Annotated in this window: 19 protein-coding genes and 1 riboswitch; of the genes, 12 read left to right on the top strand and 7 right to left on the bottom strand. The window is 67.7% G+C overall.

Features of this window, described 5'->3' with window-relative positions:
* Window positions 1-194: 194 nt before the first annotated feature.
* Both NBG84_RS26510 and NBG84_RS26515 read right to left on the bottom strand, forming a co-directional pair.
* Window positions 195-392 carry a hypothetical protein gene (locus NBG84_RS26510; RefSeq protein WP_250922131.1) on the bottom strand — a complete coding sequence of 66 codons (198 nt, stop codon included), beginning with the start codon at window positions 390-392 and terminating at the stop codon, window positions 195-197.
* A 38-nt stretch (window positions 393-430) separates the two neighbouring features.
* Window positions 431-1375, bottom strand: coding sequence for a glucosyl-3-phosphoglycerate synthase (locus NBG84_RS26515; protein ID WP_250922188.1), 945 nt, complete (start codon window positions 1373-1375; stop codon window positions 431-433).
* 182 nt (window positions 1376-1557) lie between these two features.
* Window positions 1558-1760: riboswitch (SAM riboswitch) on the top strand.
* A 17-nt stretch (window positions 1761-1777) separates the two neighbouring features.
* Here NBG84_RS26515 and thrC point away from each other — a divergent pair.
* From thrC to groL, 4 genes are all read left to right on the top strand, one after another.
* Window positions 1778-3061, top strand: a complete 1284-nt coding sequence (thrC, locus tag NBG84_RS26520; protein ID WP_250922132.1) for a threonine synthase — start codon at window positions 1778-1780, stop codon at window positions 3059-3061.
* A 28-nt stretch (window positions 3062-3089) separates the two neighbouring features.
* Window positions 3090-3365 carry a MoaD/ThiS family protein gene (locus NBG84_RS26525; RefSeq protein WP_250922133.1) on the top strand — a complete coding sequence of 92 codons (276 nt, stop codon included), beginning with the start codon at window positions 3090-3092 and terminating at the stop codon, window positions 3363-3365.
* A gap of 439 nt (window positions 3366-3804) precedes the next feature.
* Window positions 3805-4008, top strand: a complete 204-nt coding sequence (locus NBG84_RS26530) for a cold-shock protein (protein WP_005315736.1) — start codon at window positions 3805-3807, stop codon at window positions 4006-4008.
* Between the two features lie 729 nt (window positions 4009-4737).
* Window positions 4738-6360 (top strand): chaperonin GroEL, encoded by a 1623-nt coding sequence (groL, locus tag NBG84_RS26535; RefSeq protein ID WP_250922134.1) that lies wholly within the window; start codon window positions 4738-4740, stop codon window positions 6358-6360.
* 435 nt (window positions 6361-6795) lie between these two features.
* Here the strand turns inward: groL and NBG84_RS26540 are convergent, their stop codons facing one another.
* Both NBG84_RS26540 and NBG84_RS26545 read right to left on the bottom strand, forming a co-directional pair.
* Entirely contained in the window at window positions 6796-8493 is a 1698-nt protein-coding gene (locus NBG84_RS26540) for a hypothetical protein (protein WP_250922135.1), read from the bottom strand.
* The gene (locus NBG84_RS26545) at window positions 8483-10174 is read right to left on the bottom strand and encodes a hypothetical protein (RefSeq protein ID WP_250922136.1); all 1692 of its coding nucleotides are present in this window, start codon (window positions 10172-10174) and stop codon (window positions 8483-8485) included. The genes NBG84_RS26540 and NBG84_RS26545 overlap by 11 nt, the downstream gene beginning before the upstream one ends.
* A gap of 419 nt (window positions 10175-10593) precedes the next feature.
* Between NBG84_RS26545 and NBG84_RS26550 the strand changes: the two genes are divergently transcribed.
* From NBG84_RS26550 to aroQ, 6 genes are all read left to right on the top strand, one after another.
* Entirely contained in the window at window positions 10594-12129 is a 1536-nt protein-coding gene (locus tag NBG84_RS26550) for an alpha/beta hydrolase (protein WP_250922189.1), read from the top strand.
* Window positions 12130-12633: 504 nt separating this feature from the next.
* Window positions 12634-14160: an alpha/beta hydrolase gene (locus NBG84_RS26555; RefSeq protein ID WP_250922137.1), complete on the top strand. Its 1527-nt coding sequence runs from the start codon at window positions 12634-12636 to the stop codon at window positions 14158-14160.
* A 199-nt stretch (window positions 14161-14359) separates the two neighbouring features.
* Window positions 14360-14575, top strand: coding sequence for a hypothetical protein (locus NBG84_RS26560; protein WP_250922138.1), 216 nt, complete (start codon window positions 14360-14362; stop codon window positions 14573-14575).
* A gap of 86 nt (window positions 14576-14661) precedes the next feature.
* The gene (locus NBG84_RS26565) at window positions 14662-15069 is read left to right on the top strand and encodes a RidA family protein (RefSeq protein WP_250922139.1); all 408 of its coding nucleotides are present in this window, start codon (window positions 14662-14664) and stop codon (window positions 15067-15069) included.
* Between the two features lie 217 nt (window positions 15070-15286).
* Window positions 15287-16321: a Clp protease N-terminal domain-containing protein gene (locus NBG84_RS26570; protein WP_250922140.1), complete on the top strand. Its 1035-nt coding sequence runs from the start codon at window positions 15287-15289 to the stop codon at window positions 16319-16321.
* A 134-nt stretch (window positions 16322-16455) separates the two neighbouring features.
* Entirely contained in the window at window positions 16456-17088 is a 633-nt protein-coding gene (gene aroQ, locus NBG84_RS26575) for a gamma subclass chorismate mutase AroQ (protein WP_250922141.1), read from the top strand.
* Window positions 17089-17207: 119 nt separating this feature from the next.
* Here the strand turns inward: aroQ and murQ are convergent, their stop codons facing one another.
* Together murQ and NBG84_RS26585 are read right to left on the bottom strand one after the other, a co-directional pair.
* Window positions 17208-18200: an N-acetylmuramic acid 6-phosphate etherase gene (gene murQ, locus NBG84_RS26580; protein WP_250922142.1), complete on the bottom strand. Its 993-nt coding sequence runs from the start codon at window positions 18198-18200 to the stop codon at window positions 17208-17210.
* Window positions 18201-18267: 67 nt separating this feature from the next.
* Window positions 18268-19221: a MurR/RpiR family transcriptional regulator gene (locus NBG84_RS26585; protein ID WP_250922190.1), complete on the bottom strand. Its 954-nt coding sequence runs from the start codon at window positions 19219-19221 to the stop codon at window positions 18268-18270.
* Window positions 19222-19320: 99 nt separating this feature from the next.
* Between NBG84_RS26585 and NBG84_RS26590 the strand changes: the two genes are divergently transcribed.
* Window positions 19321-19677: a hypothetical protein gene (locus NBG84_RS26590; protein WP_250922143.1), complete on the top strand. Its 357-nt coding sequence runs from the start codon at window positions 19321-19323 to the stop codon at window positions 19675-19677.
* Window positions 19674-19940, top strand: a complete 267-nt coding sequence (locus NBG84_RS26595) for a DUF4031 domain-containing protein (RefSeq protein WP_250922144.1) — start codon at window positions 19674-19676, stop codon at window positions 19938-19940. Before NBG84_RS26590 ends, NBG84_RS26595 begins: the two co-directional genes overlap by 4 nt.
* 78 nt (window positions 19941-20018) lie before the next feature.
* Here NBG84_RS26595 and NBG84_RS26600 read toward each other — a convergent pair whose 3' ends face one another.
* Window positions 20019-21236 (bottom strand): Cmx/CmrA family chloramphenicol efflux MFS transporter, encoded by a 1218-nt coding sequence (locus NBG84_RS26600; protein WP_250922191.1) that lies wholly within the window; start codon window positions 21234-21236, stop codon window positions 20019-20021.
* Window positions 21237-21401: the final 165 nt, after the last annotated feature.

A 21401-nucleotide genomic window follows, 5' to 3' on the forward strand; every position in this document is an offset into this window, starting at 1 on the left:
CCCCACCAAGACAGGCCCCTGCCAGGAGCCCACCTCAGCCCGTCCGGCGTTTGAGGACGGAACCCCCCACCCCCGGTGGGGACAACCAAGACGGGGGCCGCCGACCCCAAGAACCAAGGCCTCGCCCCAGGCACAGGCACCCCTGCCAACACAGGCCCCCGCCAGGACCCCACTCTGGGCCGGCAGCCCCAAACTCACTCCCGCCCCCGCCCCCGCGCCGCCACCACCCCCACAACCCCCGCCGCCGTCAGGCTCAGCGCCAGTCCCCCCAGCAACCAAAGGCGCTCGGTTCCTGGATTACCGGCCGGAGCCGCCGGAGCGGCCGCCCCCATGATGGTGACGACGATGAAGAACAATCCGATGTGCCTCAGCGCATGACTTCCAAAGTTCATAAATAGGATGGTCATTTACCAAGAGGAATCGGGCGTGGCTATGCCGCGCGACGCGCCGCATACTCACCGATCTCGCGCATTGGCGGTCGTTCCTCGGTGTCCACCGGATAGGTCCGGGGAACGAACCCCTCTTCGCCCCGTTCGAATTGCGTCAGTGATGGGCGTACCAAATGGCCACGGGAGAGTCGCAGTTGCGCGGTTCGATAGATCGTGGCGGCCATACGGCCCAGCGCCTGTCCGTCTTGGTGGCGGTGCTTGCGTGAGCCGACATCGACCTGGGCGAGGCCGTCGAGCCCCACGGTGTGCAATGCGTCCACGAGAAGCCCCAACTCCACCCCGTAACCGACGGGGAAGGGCAACCGCTCCAGCAAGGAGCGCCTCGCCGCGTACTCCCCGCCGAGCGGTTGGACGAACCCGGCCAGTGCCGGCCAGTGCAGATTGAGCAGTGGGCGGGCCACCAGCTCGGTCACTCGGCCGCCCTGGCCTGCGAGGTCGCCGAGCGGGCGGTCGTACATGGCCTTGACGAAGTGCACATCGGGCTCGGTCAGCAGAGGGCCCGCGATTCCGGAGACGAAGTCGGCCGAGAAATCCCGGAGGTCCGCGTCCACAAAACAGACTATGTCACCGTGCGTAACCATTAGTGAGCGCCAGAGCACCTCGCCCTTGCCGGCGAGGGTCGGAATCCGCGGCAGGATCGCGTCCCGGTGAACCACCCGGGCGCCGGCTTCAGCGGCGACCTCGGCCGTACGGTCCGTGGAGCCCGAGTCGATCACCACCAACTCGTCGATGAGTGGCACCGCCTCCATCAGCTCACGGCGGATGACGGTGGCGATATCGCCGACCGTGGCCTCTTCGTTCAGGGCGGGTAGAACCACGCTGATGGTCGTTCCCGCTGAGCGTTTTGCCGCCATCAGCCGGGCCAGCGGGCGGTCGGCTGCGGACCAGGATCGCCTGGTCAGCCAGCGCTCCACCTCTTCGAGCACGTTCGCCACTCCTGCACCTTGTGATCCATCTCGCGGTTCGGACGACTATCTCAACAGTCCGGGCGTTCGGTTACAGTCTTGAGCAACGCTGACGCCCGGCGCATGTCGGGGTGGCGTGTTGATCGGTGCGGAGCGGGTTCAGCTCAGCCTGATCGACATCAGCATGATCGATAATTGAATACCGCTCATCCAGAGGGGCAGAGGGATACGGCCCGTTGAAGCCCCGGCAACCACCAGCCGGTCTCCGTCGCATGAAAGAGTCTGCTGCTAGTCACTGACAGTTTCGTCAGACGGCTGCGGCAGTGCCATCAGCGTCGCGAGGCTCCCGGCTAGGGAAGGTGCCAAATCCGTCTCATGGCGAAATGCGTCATGAGGAAGATGAGGAGAAAGGGCCTCGCCTCCATGGCTGTGCAGACTGCCGCAGACACCACCACACTCGACCTCGGACCCGCCTCAGCGCTCTCCTGTCGCGAGTGTGGCGAGCGATTCGAACTCGGCCCGATCTTTGCCTGTGCCTCGTGTTTCGGCCCACTGGAAGTCGCCTACGACCTCCCGACCGAAGGCCCCGAAGAGCTGCGGAAGCGGATCGAGGCCGGCCCGAACAACATCTGGCGCTACGCCCCGCTGCTGCCCGTCCCCGCCGATGTGGCCGACAAGCCCAGTCTCAACCCCGGCTTCACCAAGTTGGTCGAGGCCGGCAATCTCGCCCGCGAACTGGGCGTGACCGGCTCGCTCTACATCAAGGACGACTCCGGGAACCCGACCCACTCGTTCAAGGACCGGGTCGTGGCCATCGCCGTTGAGGCCGCCCGTGCCTTCGGCTTCACCACCCTGTCGTGCTCCTCCACCGGCAACCTCGCCGGTGCGGTCGGCGCCGCGGCAGCCCGTGCCGGCTTCCGCTCCTGCGTCTTCATCCCGCATGACCTGGAGCAGGGCAAGGTCGTGATGGCCGCGGTCTACGGTGGTGACCTGGTCGGCATCGAAGGCAACTACGACGATGTCAACCGCTTCTGCTCCGAGTTGATCGGCGACCCGCTCGGTGAGGGCTGGGGCTTCGTCAACGTCAACCTCCGCCCGTACTACGGCGAGGGCTCCAAGACCCTCGCGTACGAGATCTGTGAGCAGCTCGGCTGGCGGCTGCCGGACCAGATCGTGATTCCGATCGCTTCCGGCTCGCAGCTCACAAAGATCGACAAGGGGTTCCAGGAGCTGATCAAGCTGGGACTCGTCGAGGACCGCCCGTACAAGATCTTCGGTGCGCAGGCCGAGGGGTGTTCACCGGTGTCCGCGGCCTTCAAGGCCGGCCACGAGGTGGTACGCCCGGTGAAGCCGAACACCATCGCCAAGTCCCTCGCGATCGGCAATCCCGCCGACGGGCCCTATGTGCTGGACATCGTCCGCCGCACCGGTGGCGCCGTCGAGGACGTCGATGACGAGCAGAACGTGGCCGCGATCAAGCTGCTGGCCCGCACCGAGGGCATCTTCGCCGAGACCGCGGGTGGAGTGACGGTAGGGGTGACCCGCAAGCTGATCGAGAGCGGGGCGCTCGACCCCACCCTCACCACGGTCGTCCTCAACACCGGCGACGGCCTCAAGACCCTGGACGCCGTCGCGCCGACCACCGGCCCTGCCGCGACCATCCGCCCGAGCCTGGACGCGTTCCGCGCCGCCGGCCTAGCCATCTAGAGCCACTGGATCACTGGGAGACCCGAAGATGAGCGTCAACGTCCGCATCCCGACCATTCTGCGCACCTACACCGGCGGCAAGGCCGAGGTCCCGGCCGAGGGCGCGACCCTCTCCGAGGTCATCGCGGACCTGGAGAAGAACCACACGGGGATCGCCGCACGCGTCCTGGACGACCAGGGGAAGCTGCGTCGCTTCGTCAACGTCTATGTGAACGATGACGACGTCCGTTTCGAGCAGGGACTGCAGACGGCGACCCCGGATGGTGCGGGCGTCTCCATCATCCCCGCCGTGGCCGGTGGCTAATTACGCAACGTCATTTCAATTGCCCCCTCCGTGAGAGAAGCGGAGGGGGCAATTCTGTGTGGTTGAGCGCGATACAGTTGGGGAACGCCTCGCCGCCGCCCTTGTTGGCCGCGTAAGAGAATGCGCCCCGGGTCCGATAAGAAACAGCCAATGTGCTCCGGAGATTTGTCTCATAAGTCTCCTTTGCCTGGCCCGACTTGCCCCGGAACTTCTGGAATTCATATCAATTTCCCGTTAGCTGATGCTGCGATTTCTCGTCCGATTGACCTGTTGCAGAGGGCAGTTGGGCAGATACATTCAGCCGCGGTCGACGCGTTCCGGCGCACACCTGTAGCCGCCTCCCCACTGCTTTCGTCAGGGGAGAACGACAGCAGGTGAGGTCTGACCCGGGTCCGCGAAGTGCGGTCCTGCGCAAGGGCCAGTAATAGGGGAGTTAGGCATGGCTCAGGGCACCGTCAAGTGGTTCAACGCGGAGAAGGGCTACGGCTTCATCGCGGTCGACGGTGGTGCGGATGTTTTCGTCCACTACAGCGCGATTCAGATGGACGGCTACCGCACCCTGGAGGAGGGTCAGCGAGTCGAGTTCGAGATCTCGCAGGGGCAGAAGGGTCCGCAGGCGGACATGGTCAAGCTCGCGGTCTGACTCCGCGGCATCTGCGACGCGATCGGCCACCGACACGCTCATCTATATGTATATGGGGTCCACATCCCGCCGGGGGGTGTGGACCCCATATGCGTGTCCCGCTCGGGCCGCCATCCCCATCGTCTCGTGATCGTCTCAAGGCTCCGGCCCGATCCCGTGCCGGGGCCCTGGGCCTCCCGCACCGCTCGGCCCCGGCCCCGCGCCGGGTTCGCTCCCCGCCACCGCGGCTCCGCGCGCATTCGCGCCCCCGCGTACAACCCCGCGGGCCCGGCCGCCCCGGCCCCTGGGTCCCGCCCAAGTGACCCGGCGCACTCGGCTTCATCGCGCCCCCGTTCCGTCGTCGGAGCCCGCGAGCGCCCGCTGTCCGCTCCAGTCGCGCGCCCCATGGGCCCCGGCGAGTCCACGGTGGGTCTCCATCGGCTGGGTATCGCAGCCGCGCCGCGCGCCCCCCTTCCCACCTGCTCTCTTGTCCTTGCACAGGCTCCGCCCAGGGCCCTTTTCGCAGGGCCGGCCCGGGGGTGGTTATCCCCAAGGCGCTTGCACTCGGAGGGGGCGAGTGCTAATCATTGGCGTTAGCACTCTCCGGGTGAGAGTGACAAAAAGAAGGACCGGGTCGGTGAGGCCCGCAGGCCGGAAGGTACAGAAAACCATCCGGCAGGCAGGCCGTCCGTCGCGGGCGCCAGCGCGGTCCCCCAGAGCTTCCCACCCAGTCCGTGGAGGACACTTCACATGGCAAAGATCATCGCGTTCGACGAGGAGGCACGGCGCGGCCTTGAGCGCGGGATGAACCAGCTCGCCGACGCCGTCAAGGTGACCCTCGGCCCCAAGGGCCGCAACGTCGTCCTTGAGAAGAAGTGGGGCGCGCCCACGATCACCAACGATGGTGTGTCCATCGCCAAGGAGATCGAGCTGGAGGACCCGTACGAGAAGATCGGCGCCGAGCTGGTCAAGGAAGTCGCCAAGAAGACGGATGACGTCGCTGGCGACGGCACGACCACCGCCACCGTTCTCGCTCAGGCGCTCGTCCGCGAAGGGCTGCGCAACGTTGCGGCCGGCGCGAACCCGATGGCCCTCAAGCGCGGTATCGAGAAGGCCGTTGAGGCCGTCTCCGGTGCCCTCCTTGAGCAGGCCAAGGACGTGGAGACCAAGGAGCAGATCGCTTCTACCGCCTCGATCTCCGCTGCTGACACCCAGATCGGCGAGCTCATCGCCGAGGCCATGGACAAGGTCGGCAAGGAAGGCGTCATCACCGTCGAGGAGTCCCAGACCTTCGGTCTGGAGCTGGAGCTCACCGAAGGCATGCGCTTCGACAAGGGCTACATCTCGGCGTACTTCGCCACCGACATGGAGCGTATGGAGGCGTCCCTGGACGACCCGTACATCCTGATCGTCAACTCCAAGATCGGCAGCGTCAAGGACCTGCTGCCGCTGCTGGAGAAGGTCATGCAGTCCGGCAAGCCGCTGCTGATCATCGCCGAGGACGTCGAGGGCGAGGCCCTGTCCACGCTCGTCGTGAACAAGATCCGCGGCACCTTCAAGTCCGTTGCCGTCAAGGCTCCGGGCTTCGGCGACCGTCGTAAGGCCATGCTGAACGACATCGCCATCCTCACCGGTGGCACGGTCATCTCCGAAGAGGTCGGCCTCAAGCTGGAGAACGCCGGTCTCGACCTGCTGGGCCGCGCCCGCAAGGTCGTCATCACCAAGGACGAGACCACCATCGTCGACGGTGCCGGTGACAGCGACCAGGTCGCCGGGCGGGTCAACCAGATCCGCGCCGAGATCGAGAACTCTGACTCGGACTACGACCGCGAGAAGCTCCAGGAGCGCCTTGCGAAGCTGGCCGGCGGCGTGGCCGTCATCAAGGCCGGTGCCGCGACCGAGGTTGAGCTCAAGGAGCGCAAGCACCGCATCGAGGACGCCGTTCGCAACGCGAAGGCGGCCGTCGAAGAGGGCATCGTCGCCGGTGGTGGCGTGGCACTGCTCCAGGCTTCCTCGGTCTTCGAGAAGCTCGACCTTGAGGGTGACGAGGCGACCGGCGCCAACGCCGTGCGGCTCGCCCTGGAGGCCCCGCTCAAGCAGATCGCCATCAACGGTGGTCTTGAGGGTGGCGTCGTCGTCGAGAAGGTGCGCAACCTCACCCCTGGTTTCGGTCTGAACGCCGCGACCGGTGAGTACGTGGACATGATCGCCGCGGGCATTCTCGACCCGGCGAAGGTGACCCGCTCGGCACTGCAGAACGCCGCGTCGATCGCCGCGCTGTTCCTCACCACCGAGGCCGTCATCGCCGACAAGCCGGAGAAGGCCTCTGCGGCTGCTCCGGGCGGTATGCCCGGCGGTGACATGGACTTCTGATCCACCCGGATCGGTAGCCCCAGCACATCCAGAGGGCGGCACCCCAACTTCCAGGGGGTGCCGCCCTTTGGCGTGCCGGGGCGCGGCCGTACGGAAGGCCGGTCGAAGCTGCTCTGAGCCCCCCGAGCCCCCGAGACCTTCGGAAAGCCCGGGGGCTGTCAGGGAGTGGCTCAGGCGCCGATGGCACCCGCCCAGGGCAGCCAGGCCCGCTCGAAGCCAGCCCGCGCCCCACCGGGCTCCGGCGACACCTCGCCCCTCACCGGCGCCACGGCACTGACGCAACCGCACCGGCAGGACGGCACCGGCAGGATCGCCCCGGCGGGGCGGGTGCTCCAACCGGCCCGGCTTCAACCGGTCTGGTTCCAACCGGGCCGGTTCCAACCGGCCCGGTCTCTCTCCCGGCCCGGTCCCCCGCCCCTGACGCCCTCCCCGACCTCAGCGCACGTCGACCCAGTCGCCCACGCCGGTCGAGTTGAAGCGGGTCGAGTCACCGAGGTAGCGGATCAACCAGGTGCCGTCCACGGTCGCCTTGGCCGTCAGCTTGGCCCGCCCGGCCGAGTCGGTCTTCCCGGTGCTGACCCGGGCGTACCTCGTACCGCTGGACGGCTTGAACCACAGCTCCACCGGTGCCTTGGCGATCCCCTTCCAACCACTGCCCTTCTTCTCGCTGAGCAGCCCGGCGACCGTGATGGTCTTCCCCTTCCCGATGGGTTCCGGAGCCGCGTTGATCCCCGTCACCCGGGTCTCGGCGCGCGCCAGTCTGAACACCGGGCTCACGCTCTCCGCGAACTCGTCGCTGACCAGATGGCGGACCCGGAAGTACCCGCCGGTGGTGCTCTTGGAACGCAGGGTGTAGGTGTGGGCGTACCAGCCGCCTGAGTCGGCGAGTGAGGTGTCGCCCGTGCCCACCGGCTTCCAACCGTTCTTGCCGTCGACCGAGTGCTCGATCTGGAGCCACTGTCCGCCCTGGTAGGTGGAGCCGCTCTGGTAGGTACCGCGGAAGGTGCCGCTGACGGTGACCACGCCGTCCGCTGAGAGCGAGGCCGACAGCACCCCGAGCGAGGACTCGGACGGCATGGCCACCTGGCCGATCGCGGTGCCGCTCTGGAAGGGATCGTCGGGGGTGGCGATCCATCCGGTCACCTTGTTGTCGGGGGTCGCGGGCAGTTGGGCGGTGAAGCGTCCATCAGCGTCGGTGGTGACGGTCGTGGTGACCACCGTGTCCTGGTAGTCCCTGGTGAGCCTGACCCGCATGGCCGTGTTCGCGACCGGTTCCGTGCCGCTCAGCACCCGCCCGTCGACGGTGAGCCGCTCCCCGGGCAGTACCCGGGCCTTGTCGGCGCTCGCCGACACCGTGAGGCGCTGGGTCGCCCACTGCCAGACCCTGGCGTCATGGGACGCTTGGCCGTTGACCTGGGCACTGGTCTCGGCGAAGGTGGCACGGAACTCGCCCGCCGGCGCGGTCAGCGCGAAGGCGGGAGAGGTGAACTCACCGCTGTCCGTGGTGACCACCTGGTGGGTCGGACCGCCCCTGCCGTCGGTGCGGGTGACCTCGACGGTACGGCCGGGCAGCGGCACCGAGTCGTTCGAACCCGGCTGGTAGCCGATCAGCCGGCCCTGGGGTCGGGCGTTGCGGTCGTCGAAGGTCGGCTTCCCGACCTGGAAGCCGATGCCGGGACGCAGGGTGAAGTTGAGCGTGCCCGCGTTCTTGCGGGTCACGGTGTTGCCCTTGTCGTCGGTTGCGGTCACATCGATCGCGTACCGGCCGAGTTCGGGGATGGAGCCGCCGTCCTCGGTCAGCTTCAGCGGGTTGGCGGCGGATATCCGGAAGGTGCCCGGGTCCCCGGCCAGTTCCGGAACCGAATCCACGTCGGCTATGACGCGCTCGTCCTGGCGGATCCGCGCCGACACCTTCTGGATGCGTGCGCTGGGGGCGTCGGTCCAGGCGGTCACCTGGAACACCCCGCGCTGGATCTGGTCGGTGGCGGCGACGCCGACGCCGACGGGGGCCGGATCGCCCGGGGCGTTCGGGGCGGCGATCGCCGGAGCCGTGGCCGTGGCGATCGAGAGGGCCGCGACCGATGCGACGAGGGAGAGCCTGCCCCTTCGGGGGCCCGTGAGGTCAGCGCGCATCGATGTAGGTCACCTTCGTCTCGCCATGGAAGTAGCCCTTGGTCTCTTCGGTGATCACGGCCCAGTGCCCGTCGCCGTGCACCTTGCCCTTCAGCGAGTACTTGCCGCCGCTGCCGGACTTGCCCTTGGCCACCCAGTACCACTGGGTGTCGCCCTTGGGCTTGAAGAGAACCATCAGCTTTGCGCCGGCGTACGGCTGCCAGACGCCCTTGACCTGGCGCTGGAGCGTGCCGGACGCGGTGAGGTTACTGTTCTTGGCCGGTCGGGCCGGTGACAGCTTGGGGCCGGCGAACCGCACCGGGTACCGCGACTGGTAGACCGGTGTACTGGCCTGCTCGCGGTAGTAGTCCGACTCGGCGTGGTGGACGCGGTAGTACGCACTCACATAGCCGGGAGCGGCGGTACTGAACGCACAGTTGCTGGTGGTGTTGACGGTGCGCATGTTCCACCAGGTTCGGCCGTCGACCGAGTACTGGAGGGAAACCCTCTCGTTCTCGCACCACCCCTGGGCGAGTTGGCCGCTTGCCGACACCTCGCCGTACGAGGAGAGCGCGATCTTGACGTTCTTGTAGGCGACCGGCTGTGGGACGAAGACCTGGCTCCGGTCGAACGCCAGATCCGCCAGATGGCCGGAGGGCCGTACGAAGGTGCTGGCCGCGGCTGCGGTGTACGCCTTCGCCTGGTACGAGAACGTGCCGTCAGCCGCCGCCGTGCCACTACCCAGCAGACCGGCGATATGGGTGATCGACGACTGCCGGGGGTCCTGCTCGGTGGTCACGATCGGCGCACCCGCGAAGGGCTTCCAGCCGTCCCCGGTCAGCCGTTCGACCTTCCCCTTCACCGTGAACGGCACGCCCTGATGGACCCGGCGCCTGTCCGTCTGGGCCGTGATCCGGTACTTCGTCGTCTCGGCCGAAAGCCCCGGCACGGCGAACCCGCTGACGGGATCGGTGTCGGCGGCCGGTTCGACCACATGCGCGTAGCCGTTCTGGATCTCCCCGTCGGGGGCGATCGGCATGGCGAAACCGCCCGCGGGACCGGTGAGCGCGGTGGCGGTGACCTGCCGGTGGTCCAGCCGCGTCCACACGCGCAGGGACACCTTCACCTTGGTGCCTTCGCGGGCGGGTGTGCGGGCGCCCGTGGCCGGGTTGTAGGTCGTCGCGGTTCCGGACAGCACCACATGGCGGTTGTCGTAGTCAGTGCTCTCCCGGTCGTACTCCAGCCGGGAGACACCGGTGTGCAGCTTGTAACTGAACGTGCCGCCGAGGAGGCGCTGCACGGACCCGTTGGGCAGCCGGTACTCCACGCGCACCGGATAGTCGCCGAGGGCGACGCCCTCCGGCAGTCGAATCGGCTCGGTGGTCGTCCACGCAGGGGGAGCCGACGCGGTGTCCAGCCACGTCAGGTCATCGGTCGCGGCGAGTACCTCAGCCCCCGCCGCGGTGGACGCCAGGACGCTCACCTTCACCCAGAGGGCGGTGGACGGGGCGCCGGTGAGCAGCCGTCCGTCATCGAGGGTGAGGGACGTGACCGCCGCCGCGTGGGCGGGCGGCGCGTTGACGAGAGCGGGCGCCGCAACACCTGCTGACAGAGCGAATACTGCTGCCGTACGCATCAGGGCATACGGCAGCGTGCGCTGGGAGCGCAGCAAAAGGACCCCCCACAGGTCAGTTGGCGGCATGCCCTACCCGGGCAGCCGCAGGGCGATAACTCGCGAGAATGCGAGATCGCGTGGGGTGCACGATATCCATGTGGCGGGTGAGGTGCTACGGCTGGGTAGGAAACTCCGTGTTCTCGGCATCCATCTCGGTCGGGAAGGGCATTCCAGGTGAACTGACCGCCCGTCAAGTGCGCTCGAAGCGGGTTGCTCCCACCATCGGCCGCCCTGCCAACAGCGGACATAAACAGGTCGCTTGACGTTGTACGCCGCAAGGAGGAGAAGGGTCGATCAGTTGTCCGACCTGAGGTGGAGAGAACCCCACCTGACCGGGGGATTCACCGAACGCCCCGGCACGGCAGGGTCGTCATGTCCCTTGCAAGCGCTGGAAGGATTCCTCCGTGCAAAGACGTCGACTGGTCCCTGTGCTCGCCGTGAGTGTGATGGCGACACTCGCCCCCGGGCTCGCCGCGACCCCGGCCGCCGCCGCGAACCCGCTGGACCAGTACACCCAGCAGAAGCCGACGTGGAAGCGGTGCGGGTCCAGCACCCCCAGCACCATCCTGTGCGCGACGATCAAGGTGCCGCTCGACTACAAGAAGCCGACCGGGAAGAAGACCGAGGTCACGATCTCCAGGATGAAGACCAGCGTCGCCGCCAAGCGCCGCGGTGTGCTGTTCTTCAACCCCGGTGGCCCGGGCGGCGAAGGGCTGTACATGCCGCTTGAGATGAGGCAGGTGCTGCCCAAGTCGGTGCGGGACCGCTATGACCTCATCGGCTTCGATCCCCGAGGCGTTGGGCGCAGCGCCCCCGTCAGTTGTGGGCTCTCCGCCAAGGACAGTGACTGGCCGCGCCCGTACAAGGCTGCGACCTTCAACAAGGACGTCTCCTGGGCGCGTGGGGTCGCGGACAAGTGCGCGAGGAAGGTCGGGGACAAGCTCCCGCACTTCACCACCCGTAACACCGCTCGGGACATGGACATCGTCCGCGCTGTCCTGCGTGAGAAGAAGATCTCCTACCTGGGCTACTCCTACGGAACCTATCTGGGCGCCGTCTACACCCAGATGTTCCCGAGCAGGTCGGACCGGTTCGTCCTGGACAGCGCGGTGGACCCGAACCTCGCCTGGCGCGGCATGATCCAGGCCTGGGCGGTGGGCGCTGAGCCCGCCTTCAAGCGGTGGACCGAATGGGCCGCCAAGCGGAACTCCACGTACGGGCTGGGTGACACTCCCGCCAAGGTCAGCAAGACGTTCTGGGACCTGGTCGCCCAGGCCGACCGGAAGCCGATCGACTACTACGGTGAGCTCCTCACCGGAGACGACATCCGCGCCGGGCGCCACATCTTCTTCGATGTCGAGTGGGCCTCCGATGAGATATCGGAGTTGAAGTTGGCTGCGGCCGGCAAGCTGTCCTCCCGTAAGTCCCCCTCGGGTGAACGCTCCATCGGCCCCGGTGCGCCGACCCGTTCTCCTAACTCCTTCGCGCCGCTGGACAACGGTGAGAGCGCGTTCTGGACCGTTGTGTGCAACGACAACTCGGCCGCCTGGCCGAAGGACGTCGAGCAGTACCGCAAGGACGCGATCCGCGACAAGGCGCGCTACCCGATCTACGGCGACTTCACTTCCAACATCAAGCCGTGTGCCTTCTGGGGCAAGTCCGTCGAGCCTGTCACCGTCGTCAACAACAAGGTTCCCGCTCTGGTCCTCCAGAACGAGTGGGACTCCCAGACCCCGCTGTCCTCGGGTATCGGGCTGCACCGAGCCCTGCGTGGCTCCAAGATGATCACGGTGAAGAACGGCCAGGGCCACGGTGTCTACGGCTTCGGCAGGAACTACTGCGCCGACAGCAAGACCAACGCGTATCTCAACACCGGAAAGCTCCCGGCCAAGGACCTCATGTGCAACGCGCCGGCCTCGCCGCGCGCTTCCGAGGCCCGCACCAGTCGTCCTCCGGTTCCGCAGCAGCCCAACCGATTCTGATGAAGCGTCAGTAACGGCACCAGTGAGTTGACCCCGGTGGGGGATTCGGCCAAACGGCATGCGGAGTAGGGCAATCCTGTCCTGTACGCGCCGTTCGGACGGTCCTCCACCGGTGGAGGACCGCCGATGAGGTCTCCGCGGTGTCCCTGAATTCCGCTGTTCAAGCCCCCTGGGCCTGGAAGCTGCGAGCTGAACCGCTATTCAGCGTGGCGAAGGTCACAGGGCCGTATCGATGGCTGTTTCTGGTGCCTCGGCGCCCCGCCGACGGCCTCAGCGATTCCTCCGAGTTTCGGCCGGGTTCTCGGTAAAAGGCATGGTCCCTCGCCGGGGCCGGATGCGTGCCCAGTGAATCCAGTGCCCTGTTGGATGGGTCGGGCAGCCCCTCGGCAGCGGGAAGATACCCCCTGGTGTGACCAACTGGGGGTTTCGGTCGCACCGTTAGGCACGGCAAAGTCATTGCAGCCCGTTCCCTGGGCCCCGGACCGTGACCGGAAGGACTTCTGCATGCGCGCCCAACGGTTGGTGCCACTGATCGCGGTCACCGTGCTCGCGACACTGGCCCCCGCGCTCTACAGCGTTGAGCCCGCCAGTGCCGCAAGTCCTCTGGACAGATACATGAAGCAGTCACCGCTCTGGAAGCAATGCGCCGAGACCGACCAGGACCTTGAGTGCGCGACGATCGAGGTGCCGCTCGACTACCGGGAACCCGGGGGCAGGGCGATCGAGTTGGCGGTATCCCGGCTCGCGGCCGGCGACCCGACCAAACGCCGTGGGGTGCTGTTCCTCAACCCCGGTGGCCCCGGCGCCCAGGGGCTGGGCATGCCGCTGCAGATGATGACCGCCATGCCCGAGTCTGTTACTGGCCGATATGACCTGATCGGTTTTGATCCACGCGGAGTCGGCCAGAGCACCCCCCTCAGCTGCCGCACCACCGAGGCGGAACGGCAGTGGATGCGCCCGTACAAGGCCACGACCTACACCCAGCAGGTGGCCTGGGCGCGCACGATCGCACGCAAGTGCCGCACCGAGTCCAGCGACCGCATGCGGTACACCACCACCCGTAACACCGCCCGGGACATGGACGTCATCCGCAGCGTGCTCCGCGAGCAGAAGATCTCGTACTTCGGATACTCGTACGGGACGTATCTGGGCGCCGTCTACGGCCAGCTCTTCCCGAAGCAGGCCGATCGCTTCGTACTGGACAGCGCGATCGACCCCGAACTGATCTGGCGCGGCACCTTCCAGAAGTGGGCGTCGGAGGCCGAACCGGCCTTCCAGCGGTGGACTAAGTGGACCGCCTCGCACCACTCCGCCTACCAACTCGGCGACACCCCGGCGTCAGTGAGCAAGACCTTCTGGGACCTGGTCGCCCAGGCGGATCGTCACCCCATCGTCTGGGGGAAGTACTCCCTGACCGGAACCGACATTCGTGACCTCTTCCGGGGCACGTTCTTCTCACCGCGGGTGGGGGCGGGATACATAGCCGATCTGAAACGGGCGGCAGCGGGTGAGCCGGTCCCTGAGCTACCGGAGTTGGGAGAGCTGCCCGACAACGCCGTTGCCGTGCTGTACGCGCTCCTGTGCGGTGACACCCGGAGCTGGCCGCGTGACCCGGGTACGTACGCGAGGGAGTCGCGCCGCGACGCGGCCCGCTACCCGCTCTACGGGGACCATCCGTCCAACATCTCGCCCTGCGCCTTCTGGACCAAGGCGATCGAGCCGGCCACGAAGGTGAACCACCGCGGCAGCGCCCTGATCCTCCACAACGAGTGGGACTCACAGACTCCGCTCTCCACCGGGATCGCCATGCACAAGGCGCTGAAGGGCTCCCGCCTGGTGACCGTGGACGAGGGCGAGGGGCATGGGGTGTACGACCTCAGCGGGAACGTCTGCGCGGAGAGCGCGGCCAATGACTATCTCGTCACCGGTCGGCTGCCGACCGCCAATCTGATCTGCGAGGCCCCCTCGGCCCAGAAGCGAACCGGTTCCCTACCCGCCCCGAACAACCCGCTCACCCCTGGATTCCACTGAGGGTCGGGGAGGTCGACGGATCTCCCCGACCGCCTTGGCCGATCCACGGACGTGAGCAGGGTGGTCTCGCCGTAACTCACCCCCAGAGGCCACCGCGTCGGTGAGCCGTCCTTCGTACGGGATTGTCCTTGTTCAGGCGGACCACTTCTTGGACACGCTGTGTACGTAAGTAATTGCATGGCGTGGAGGTGGACGGCGTATGACATTGCGATCGGCGGAGCGGCTGCGGGCTGCCGAGGAGGTCATCGAGCAGTTGCGGACCGAGCTGAGGGAGATGGGGGTCACGCTCCCATCGCTTCGGGTCGATCCCGTCTCGCTTGCCAGTGATGATCCGTATCCGCTTGTCGACCTGGGGCGGTGCAATCTGGACACGGCGATGCGACTTGCCGTCGTACTCCATCAAGTCCGGAGCTGACCGGCTGGGTATCTGAGTACGGGCATGGGGCGAGCCGGGTGGAAAACCCGGTGCGCCCCGTTCGTCGAGGGGCGAGAATCGGACATATGACTGCACAGATCACCCGCATCAACCCCGACAATCTTCACGCAACCCCTGGATACCACCACATCACCGTCGTTGAGGCCGGCCGCACCGCCTATCTGTCCGGCCAGTGTCCGCTGGACCCGGCCGGCGAACTGGTGGGCGCCAGTGACCTCAACGCCCAGATCGACCAGGTGGCTGCCAACGCGCTCGCCGCCCTCGCGGCGGTGTCCGCTACCCCGGAGGATGTCGTCCGTTCGGTGATCTATGTGGCCAGCGACGATGCCGAGGTCCTGGCGGCGGCCTGGTTCCGCCTCAATGACTCCGTGATCGCCCCGGCCTTCACCACGGCGAGCACCCTGCTCGGGGTCGCCCAGCTCGGATATCCGGGCCAGTTGATCGAGGTGGACCTGACCGCCGCGCTCGGCTGAGCCTCGGGGCGGTGCCGCTGGGATGGCCGGGACGGAGGCCATCCCAACGGTTCCATCCGCGTGGATGGAGTGGATGGGACCGACCGCTAGCCCAGCGACCCCGTCGGCGCAACTCCCTTCGGGTGCTTTTCCCGCCCTGACCCCGCGACCAACGAGAACGCCGTGGCTCCCTCTCACAGCCGATGCCCGCACCGTCCTGATCAGGCACTCTTGCCCTATGAGCAGCCATGCGGGGAACTCCCCGACCCAGCACGTCCTTGAATCCAACTGGCCCGCCGTGGGGGTGTTCGGCGCGGCTCAAGGTGCCCGGGACGGGGATGGACCGATCGGTACGGAGCAACTGCTCGCCGGGCTTTCCGGCGAGGGCGGCAAAGCGAGAACCGTCCTCAACGACGCCTGGGTGACCAAGACCGTCATACTCAGTCTCCTGCGGGACCGCGAAGGGCGCACCGACGCCTGGTCGAGCAGCGACGATCGCGACCAGGGCGTTGCCGCTTCGCCCGTCGTCGGAGACCACATGGGCAAGAACGCCCGGCTGACCGGCGCGGCCAGACGAGCCGTCGAAGCGGCCATGGCAGCGGCCCGCCAGGAGAGGGCCAAGAAGCTGACCCCGGTTCATCTCCTGAAGGCCATCCTCCAGGACGACGGCAACCGGGCCGCCGAGACACTGCGGATCTGCGGCACCACCCCGGAGGCGGTGCTCGCCCTCCTCGACGGCGCTGAGCCCGATCTCGAGGACGGGCTCGACCTCTTCCTCTGGCCCACCCGTAACTCCCTGCTGGGGCTGCGCAGCTATGCGGGACTGGGGCTCTTCAGACGGTGGACGACGCAGTTCGCCGGGATCAACTGGGCCACTGACCCGATTGCCTGGATCAAGCTGGAGTCCCGCTACCAGATGCAGGCCGTCGGCCACGGGGAGGGAACCGAGCATCTCCTGCTCGCCGTCCTCGCCACCCATGAGGTGGCCGTGCGCTATGCGCATCTGGCGGCTGAGGGCCTTGAGGGTGTGGACATCCTTCAGACCCGTTACGCGGGTGGCCAGCGGCTGGCCGAGATGGGCATCGGCTATGTCGCCGCCCGTGCGGTCATGGACCGTGACCCGGACCTCGGGACAGCCGATCAGCGGCCCCTTGAGGCGTATCTGAAAGCTGCTCTGACCGACGGGGGAACCGGCCCCCTGGTCGATGCCCTCCTGCGGGACGACACCCGGGCCCGGCGACTGGTGGAAGCACTCGGCGCCGCCAGCGACTGACCCGGCACACCACTCGTTCACCGCGGTCGGCACTGACCGTACTGCGGGCGAGCACATCGGCGCGTTTCGGCAGCACCGTTCACCGGTTGCTCCTTGACGTGTCTTCGTCCGCCCCGGCCTTCATAGGGAGATCCATGTTCCACCACAACACCGCACGCCATGCCTTAACAGCGGCTGCCGTCGCTGTGGTCCTCCTCGCGGGGGCCACAGCCGCCAGCGCGGCACCGCTCGCCGCCGATCCCCGCCCGACCGTGGGCGAGGCCCACTCGGGGTCGTACGGCCAACTACGTACCATCGCTGTGCTCTCCGCCGAGCGGCTTGCCACCGCCGATCTGGTGGCGGCGGCCAAGTGGGGGACGGCCAGCCCCATCGACGATCCCGCCCGGGAGCAGGTGGTGCTCGACACGGTGCGTCAGCAGGCAGTGGAGATCGGGGCCGATCCCGAAGCGACGTCACGGATCTTCCGCGATCAGATCGAGGCCAACAAGGTGGTGCAGCGCGGGCTGCACCGGCTGTGGACCGCGGACCCCTCCCAGGCACCCACCTGGCGCCCGGACCTCCATGAGGTCCGCAAGGAGATCAATCGCGTCAATTCCGGCTTGGTGCGTGCCATCGCCGATTCGGCGACGGCGCGTTCGGCCGCGTACTGCCGTGGGCTGTTGACGGTGTCGGCCGTCCAGGTGCGCCATGAGAAGCAGCTTGATCGGCTGCACGGCAAGGCGCTGTCGCGCGCTGTTCCCTCGGTCTGCGAGGAAGACGCCGGCTGACCGTGGGGGCGGTGCCGGGGCCTCGGATGCGGCCGAGGGCTTGACGGGCGCGACGGCGATGCCGACTCCGCAAGCTGTCCCTCTCGCAGTACTACGACGAAAGTGCGGACCAGCCGTTGTCAGCCGGCCGCGATGAGGGCCGCACGAAGATGGCCCTTGCTCTGGGTCAGCAGCCGAGCTGCCGTGGTGCCGTCCACCTTTCCCAGGATCGTCAGGATCGCGCCCTTCACCTCGCCGTCCGTTGCGATGAGAGCGGCCTCGATCTCATCGTCGGACGCGTCGGTCGCCAGGGCGACGATGCGCCGGGAGCGGGCGCGTAGCTTCTCGTTGGAGGCCCGTAGATCGACCATGAGGTTTCCATAGGTCTTGCCCAACCGGATCATGGTGATCGTTGAGATCATGTTCAGCACGAGCTTCTGTGCCGTGCCGGATTTCAACCTGGTGGAACCGGTGAGGAGTTCGGGTCCCACCACGACTTCGACGCGGTGATCGGCGGCGGCCGACAGCGCGCTCCCCGGATTGCAGGAGAGGCCCACGGTGAGTGCGCCGAGCGAGCGGGCGTGGCTCACGGCGCCGACCGCGTAGGGAGTGCGGCCCGAAGCGGAGATCCCCACCACGGTGTCGTCCGGTGTCGGTGCCAGCGCGGTCAGATCCTCGACGGCCAGTTCGGCGCGGTCTTCGGCGCCTTCGACCGCTTCCGTCATGGCCGCTGGGCCACCCGCGATGAGACCCAGGACCTGGGTGGGGCTGGTGTTGAAGGTGGGCGGGCACTCGCTGGCGTCCAGAACACCCATCCGACCGGCGGTGCCCGCACCCGCGTAGATGAGCCGTCCACCGCGGCTCATCCGCTCCACGATCGCGTCGATGGCCGCGGCGATCTGCGGCAGTTGGGCGGCCACGGCGGCCGGTACGGTCTGGTCCTCGCCGTTCATGATCCGTGCGATGTCCAGCGTGGACCGCTGGTCGATCTCCGCCAACTCGGGGCGGAACGCCTCGGTGGTGAGCACGTCGAGTTGGGCGCGGAGCTCATGGTCCGGTGGCGCGGTGGGGGGAGGCGAAAAGGAAGCGGACGAAGCGGACGAAGGGGACGACGGTGATGACGGGTAGGCCATGGAACCCTGCTCTCTGTGAGATGGTCCGTCGCTGCTGTTCATCTGGTGCTGCCGTACTGGGTGTCGTTCATCGGGTGCTGCGGTGACTGTGGCTGCTGTTGCGGTGGCTATGGCGGTGGGCGAGTGCCTCGTAGGAGGCGGCCAGCGCGGGTGCCGCCGTCTCATAGGTGCGCTGGGCCACGCCTATGAACAGGCAGTCGACGACCAGCAGTTGTCCGGTACGGGAGGACATGGCCGCCGGCCGTAGCTCGCTCTCCCTGGCCGTGGAGGTGGTCAGTACGTGGTCGGCGTACTGGGTGACCGGTCCGTCCGGTCGGCCGGTGATGGCGATGGTCGTCGCACCGCGATCGAAGGCGGCCCGCAGGGGCTCGATCACATCGCTGGTCTTTCCTGAGTGGGTGATGGCGATGGCCACATCGCCGGACCTCAGCTGTACGGCGTTGGTGATGGCCAGATGGGGGTCGGCGTGGGCATGGACGATCAGGCCGATGCGGAGCAGTTTCTGCTGGAGATCCATGCCCACCAGACAGGACGCCCCCACGCCGTAGATATCGATGCGGCGGGCGGTGGCGAGTGCGGTGACGGACGCGGAGAGCTGACCGACGTCGAGACCGGCCGCCGTATCGGCGAGGGTCTGCTGTTCGTCGTACGCCAGCTTGGCGACCACCTCGCTGATCGGGTCGTCGACAGCGATGTCAGCCGTGACGCTGGGGGATCGGCCGGACTCCTGGTGGGCGGCGAGACCGGCGAGCGCGAGGCGTAGATCTCGATACCCGGGGTAGCCGAGGATGCGCGCGGTGCGTACGACGGTCGCCTCGCTGGTGCCGGTCAACTCGGCGAGACCTGTGACAGTGAGGGCGGCGCAGCCGGCGGGGTCCTCGGCGACGGCTTCGGCGACCCGCTGCATGGAGCGGGTCATCGACGGCGCGAGGGTGCGGACTTTCGCGGCGAGGGCGGCTGGGGCCGGGGGCGTATGCCCCCTTGACCCAGTAGGGGGACGCGTGCTGAAAATATCCTTCACGGAATCACTCACATTATGAAAGATATTTTCATAATTGTGCTCACGTCAAGACCCTGTGCGGCGCCGCGGTCGGTACGCCACAGGGGTGACAATGGCTGCATGGATGACACCGACCCCCTTGAGCAGGCCCTTCATATGGCCCGCGCCCTCGTGCTCGCGGACCTCACCGCGCGCGATGTGGCTGACGCGGAGGTCGTATCGATCGTGGAAGCATCGGTGACCAGTCGGCGTTGGTGGGTGGAGCAGTGGCCACAGGGCATTGAGTACATCACGGGCTTGGTCGCCCAAGATGTACAGGACGCACTTTTGGAACGCCATGGCCGTTGGCCGCTCTGCCCCGTATGCGACAAGGGCGACCCCCACGCCCTGGAGGTGGTGCCCGAACTCGGGCCCGATCCCCAGTGGGTGTGCCACCAGGCGGGCGTGGTCGTGGCCCGGGTCGGCGGACTCGCGTGACCGTGTACATAGACCCCCCGACCTGGCCGGGCCACGGTCGGCTCTGGTCCCATCTCATCAGCGATCAGTCCTACGACGAACTGCACGCCTTCGCCGCCTCGATCGGCTGCCCGCCGCGCGCCTTCGAGCGGGACCACTATGACCTGCCCTCCCACCGGTACGCGGACGCGGTGGCTGCGGGCGCGGTGGAGGTGTCGAGCCGCGAGGTGGTGAGACTGCTGGTGGGCGCGGGCCTCAGGCGCCCCAAGGGGCGGGCCTGGTAGCTCCTTCGCCGGGAGCTCGGCGGGGGAACCGCGCGGTGTCCAGCTTTACGTCGAAGGGCGCGGGTAGGCGCGTCTGACTCATACGTGCTCGGCGCTCGGTGTCGTGCTGCGAGTGGCCGAGGGGAGGGACGAGGAACTCGCCACCAGACGTGAGGTGCCGTGGAGCCGTAGGGAGACGGCGACCAGGGCCAGTGCCACGATGGTCATCCCCGCCCCCGCCCAAGCCGTCGCGGCGGCGCTGAAGCCCCCGTCGATCACCCTGCCGCCGAGCCATGGGCCACCCGAGTTGCCCAGGTTGAAGGCTGCCGTGGTGGTCGCGCCCGCCAGTGTGGGGGCCGCGCCGGCGACATTGAACATCCGGGCGTTGAGCGCCGGAGCGGTGAAGAACGCGGAGAGCCCGAGCAGGAACGCCAGGGCGATCGTGACCGCGGGGGTGGCGGCGAAGAGGGCGAGGGCCACCAGAAAGACCGTTGAGGCCGTGATCCCGGTGAGCAGCACTCCGAAGAGATGCGCGTCCGCGACCCGACCGCCCACGGTGGTACCGATCAGCGCACCCAGACCGAACAGCCCCAGCACCATCGGCACCGAGCCCTTGTCCATCCCCGTGACCTCGGTCAGCAGCGGTGCGAAGTAGGTGAAGACCGCGAAGACCCCGCCGGCCGCGAGTGCGGTGATCGCGATCGACAGCCAGACCTGTCGATCGCGGTAGATCGACAGTTCCTTGCGGAGCCTCGGCTTCTCGGCGGGCACCGGGATGCGCGGGATCAGCGTCACCACACCGACGAGCGCGATCGCCGATGCCAGGCCCACCGCCCAGAACGCGGACCGCCAGCCCAGATGATCACCGAGGAAGGCCCCGGCCGGGACGCCGAGCACATTGGCTATGGAGAGCCCGCCGATCATCACGGCCATGGCGCGGGCCCGAGAGGTGACCGGAACCATGGCGATGGCGACCGTCGCGCCAACCGCCCAGAACCCCGCGCAGGCGAGTGCGCTGATGACGCGGGAGGCGAAGAGGATCTCGTAGGTCGGTGCGAGGGCACCGGCCACCTGTCCCAGGCCGAACACGGAGATCAGGCTGATGAGGGTGGTCTTACGGGGGAGCCGCAGGGTGGCGACGGCCAGCAGGGGCGCGCCGACGACCATACCGATCGCGAAGGCGGAGGTGAGCAGGCCTGCCTGCGGGATGGAGACGTCCATGTCGTCGGCGATGGGCGGCAGCAGCCCGGAGAGCATGAACTCGCTGGTACCGAGCGCGAAGACGGAGAGGCCGAGGATATAGACGGCAAGGGGCATGCGGGAGCGGGGGACGGAGTCGGGCATAGCAGTGGCAACGGGAAGTACGGGGGCTGGCATTCCCAGCGCGCGGTGATAGCCGGCGCCGGCGGTGGTCCCCGGTAGCGGGGGGAGGGGACGCGGAGAGTGCCGTCCCCGCTCGCCCGACGGGGGCGCTGGCGCTTG

Origin of the sequence: Streptomyces albipurpureus, from assembly GCF_023701525.1 — a bacterium.
GTDB lineage: Bacteria > Actinomycetota > Actinomycetes > Streptomycetales > Streptomycetaceae > Streptomyces > Streptomyces albipurpureus.

Bases quoted from the DNA above. Each gene is read 5' to 3' on its own strand.
- NBG84_RS26510 (WP_250922131.1), bottom strand. From the start codon at position 392: ATGAACTTTGGAAGTCATGCGCTGAGGCACATCGGATTGTTCTTCATC.
- thrC (WP_250922132.1), top strand. From the start codon at position 1,778: ATGGCTGTGCAGACTGCCGCAGACACCACCACACTCGACCTCGGACCC.
- NBG84_RS26525 (WP_250922133.1), top strand. From the start codon at position 3,090: ATGAGCGTCAACGTCCGCATCCCGACCATTCTGCGCACCTACACCGGC.
- NBG84_RS26530 (WP_005315736.1), top strand. From the start codon at position 3,805: ATGGCTCAGGGCACCGTCAAGTGGTTCAACGCGGAGAAGGGCTACGGC.
- groL (WP_250922134.1), top strand. From the start codon at position 4,738: ATGGCAAAGATCATCGCGTTCGACGAGGAGGCACGGCGCGGCCTTGAG.
- NBG84_RS26540 (WP_250922135.1), bottom strand. From the start codon at position 8,493: ATGCGCGCTGACCTCACGGGCCCCCGAAGGGGCAGGCTCTCCCTCGTC.
- NBG84_RS26545 (WP_250922136.1), bottom strand. From the start codon at position 10,174: ATGCCGCCAACTGACCTGTGGGGGGTCCTTTTGCTGCGCTCCCAGCGC.
- NBG84_RS26550 (WP_250922189.1), top strand. From the start codon at position 10,594: ATGGCGACACTCGCCCCCGGGCTCGCCGCGACCCCGGCCGCCGCCGCG.
- NBG84_RS26555 (WP_250922137.1), top strand. From the start codon at position 12,634: ATGCGCGCCCAACGGTTGGTGCCACTGATCGCGGTCACCGTGCTCGCG.
- NBG84_RS26560 (WP_250922138.1), top strand. From the start codon at position 14,360: ATGACATTGCGATCGGCGGAGCGGCTGCGGGCTGCCGAGGAGGTCATC.
- NBG84_RS26565 (WP_250922139.1), top strand. From the start codon at position 14,662: ATGACTGCACAGATCACCCGCATCAACCCCGACAATCTTCACGCAACC.
- NBG84_RS26570 (WP_250922140.1), top strand. From the start codon at position 15,287: ATGAGCAGCCATGCGGGGAACTCCCCGACCCAGCACGTCCTTGAATCC.
- aroQ (WP_250922141.1), top strand. From the start codon at position 16,456: ATGTTCCACCACAACACCGCACGCCATGCCTTAACAGCGGCTGCCGTC.
- murQ (WP_250922142.1), bottom strand. From the start codon at position 18,200: ATGGCCTACCCGTCATCACCGTCGTCCCCTTCGTCCGCTTCGTCCGCT.
- NBG84_RS26590 (WP_250922143.1), top strand. From the start codon at position 19,321: ATGGATGACACCGACCCCCTTGAGCAGGCCCTTCATATGGCCCGCGCC.
- NBG84_RS26600 (WP_250922191.1), bottom strand. From the start codon at position 21,236: ATGCCCCTTGCCGTCTATATCCTCGGCCTCTCCGTCTTCGCGCTCGGT.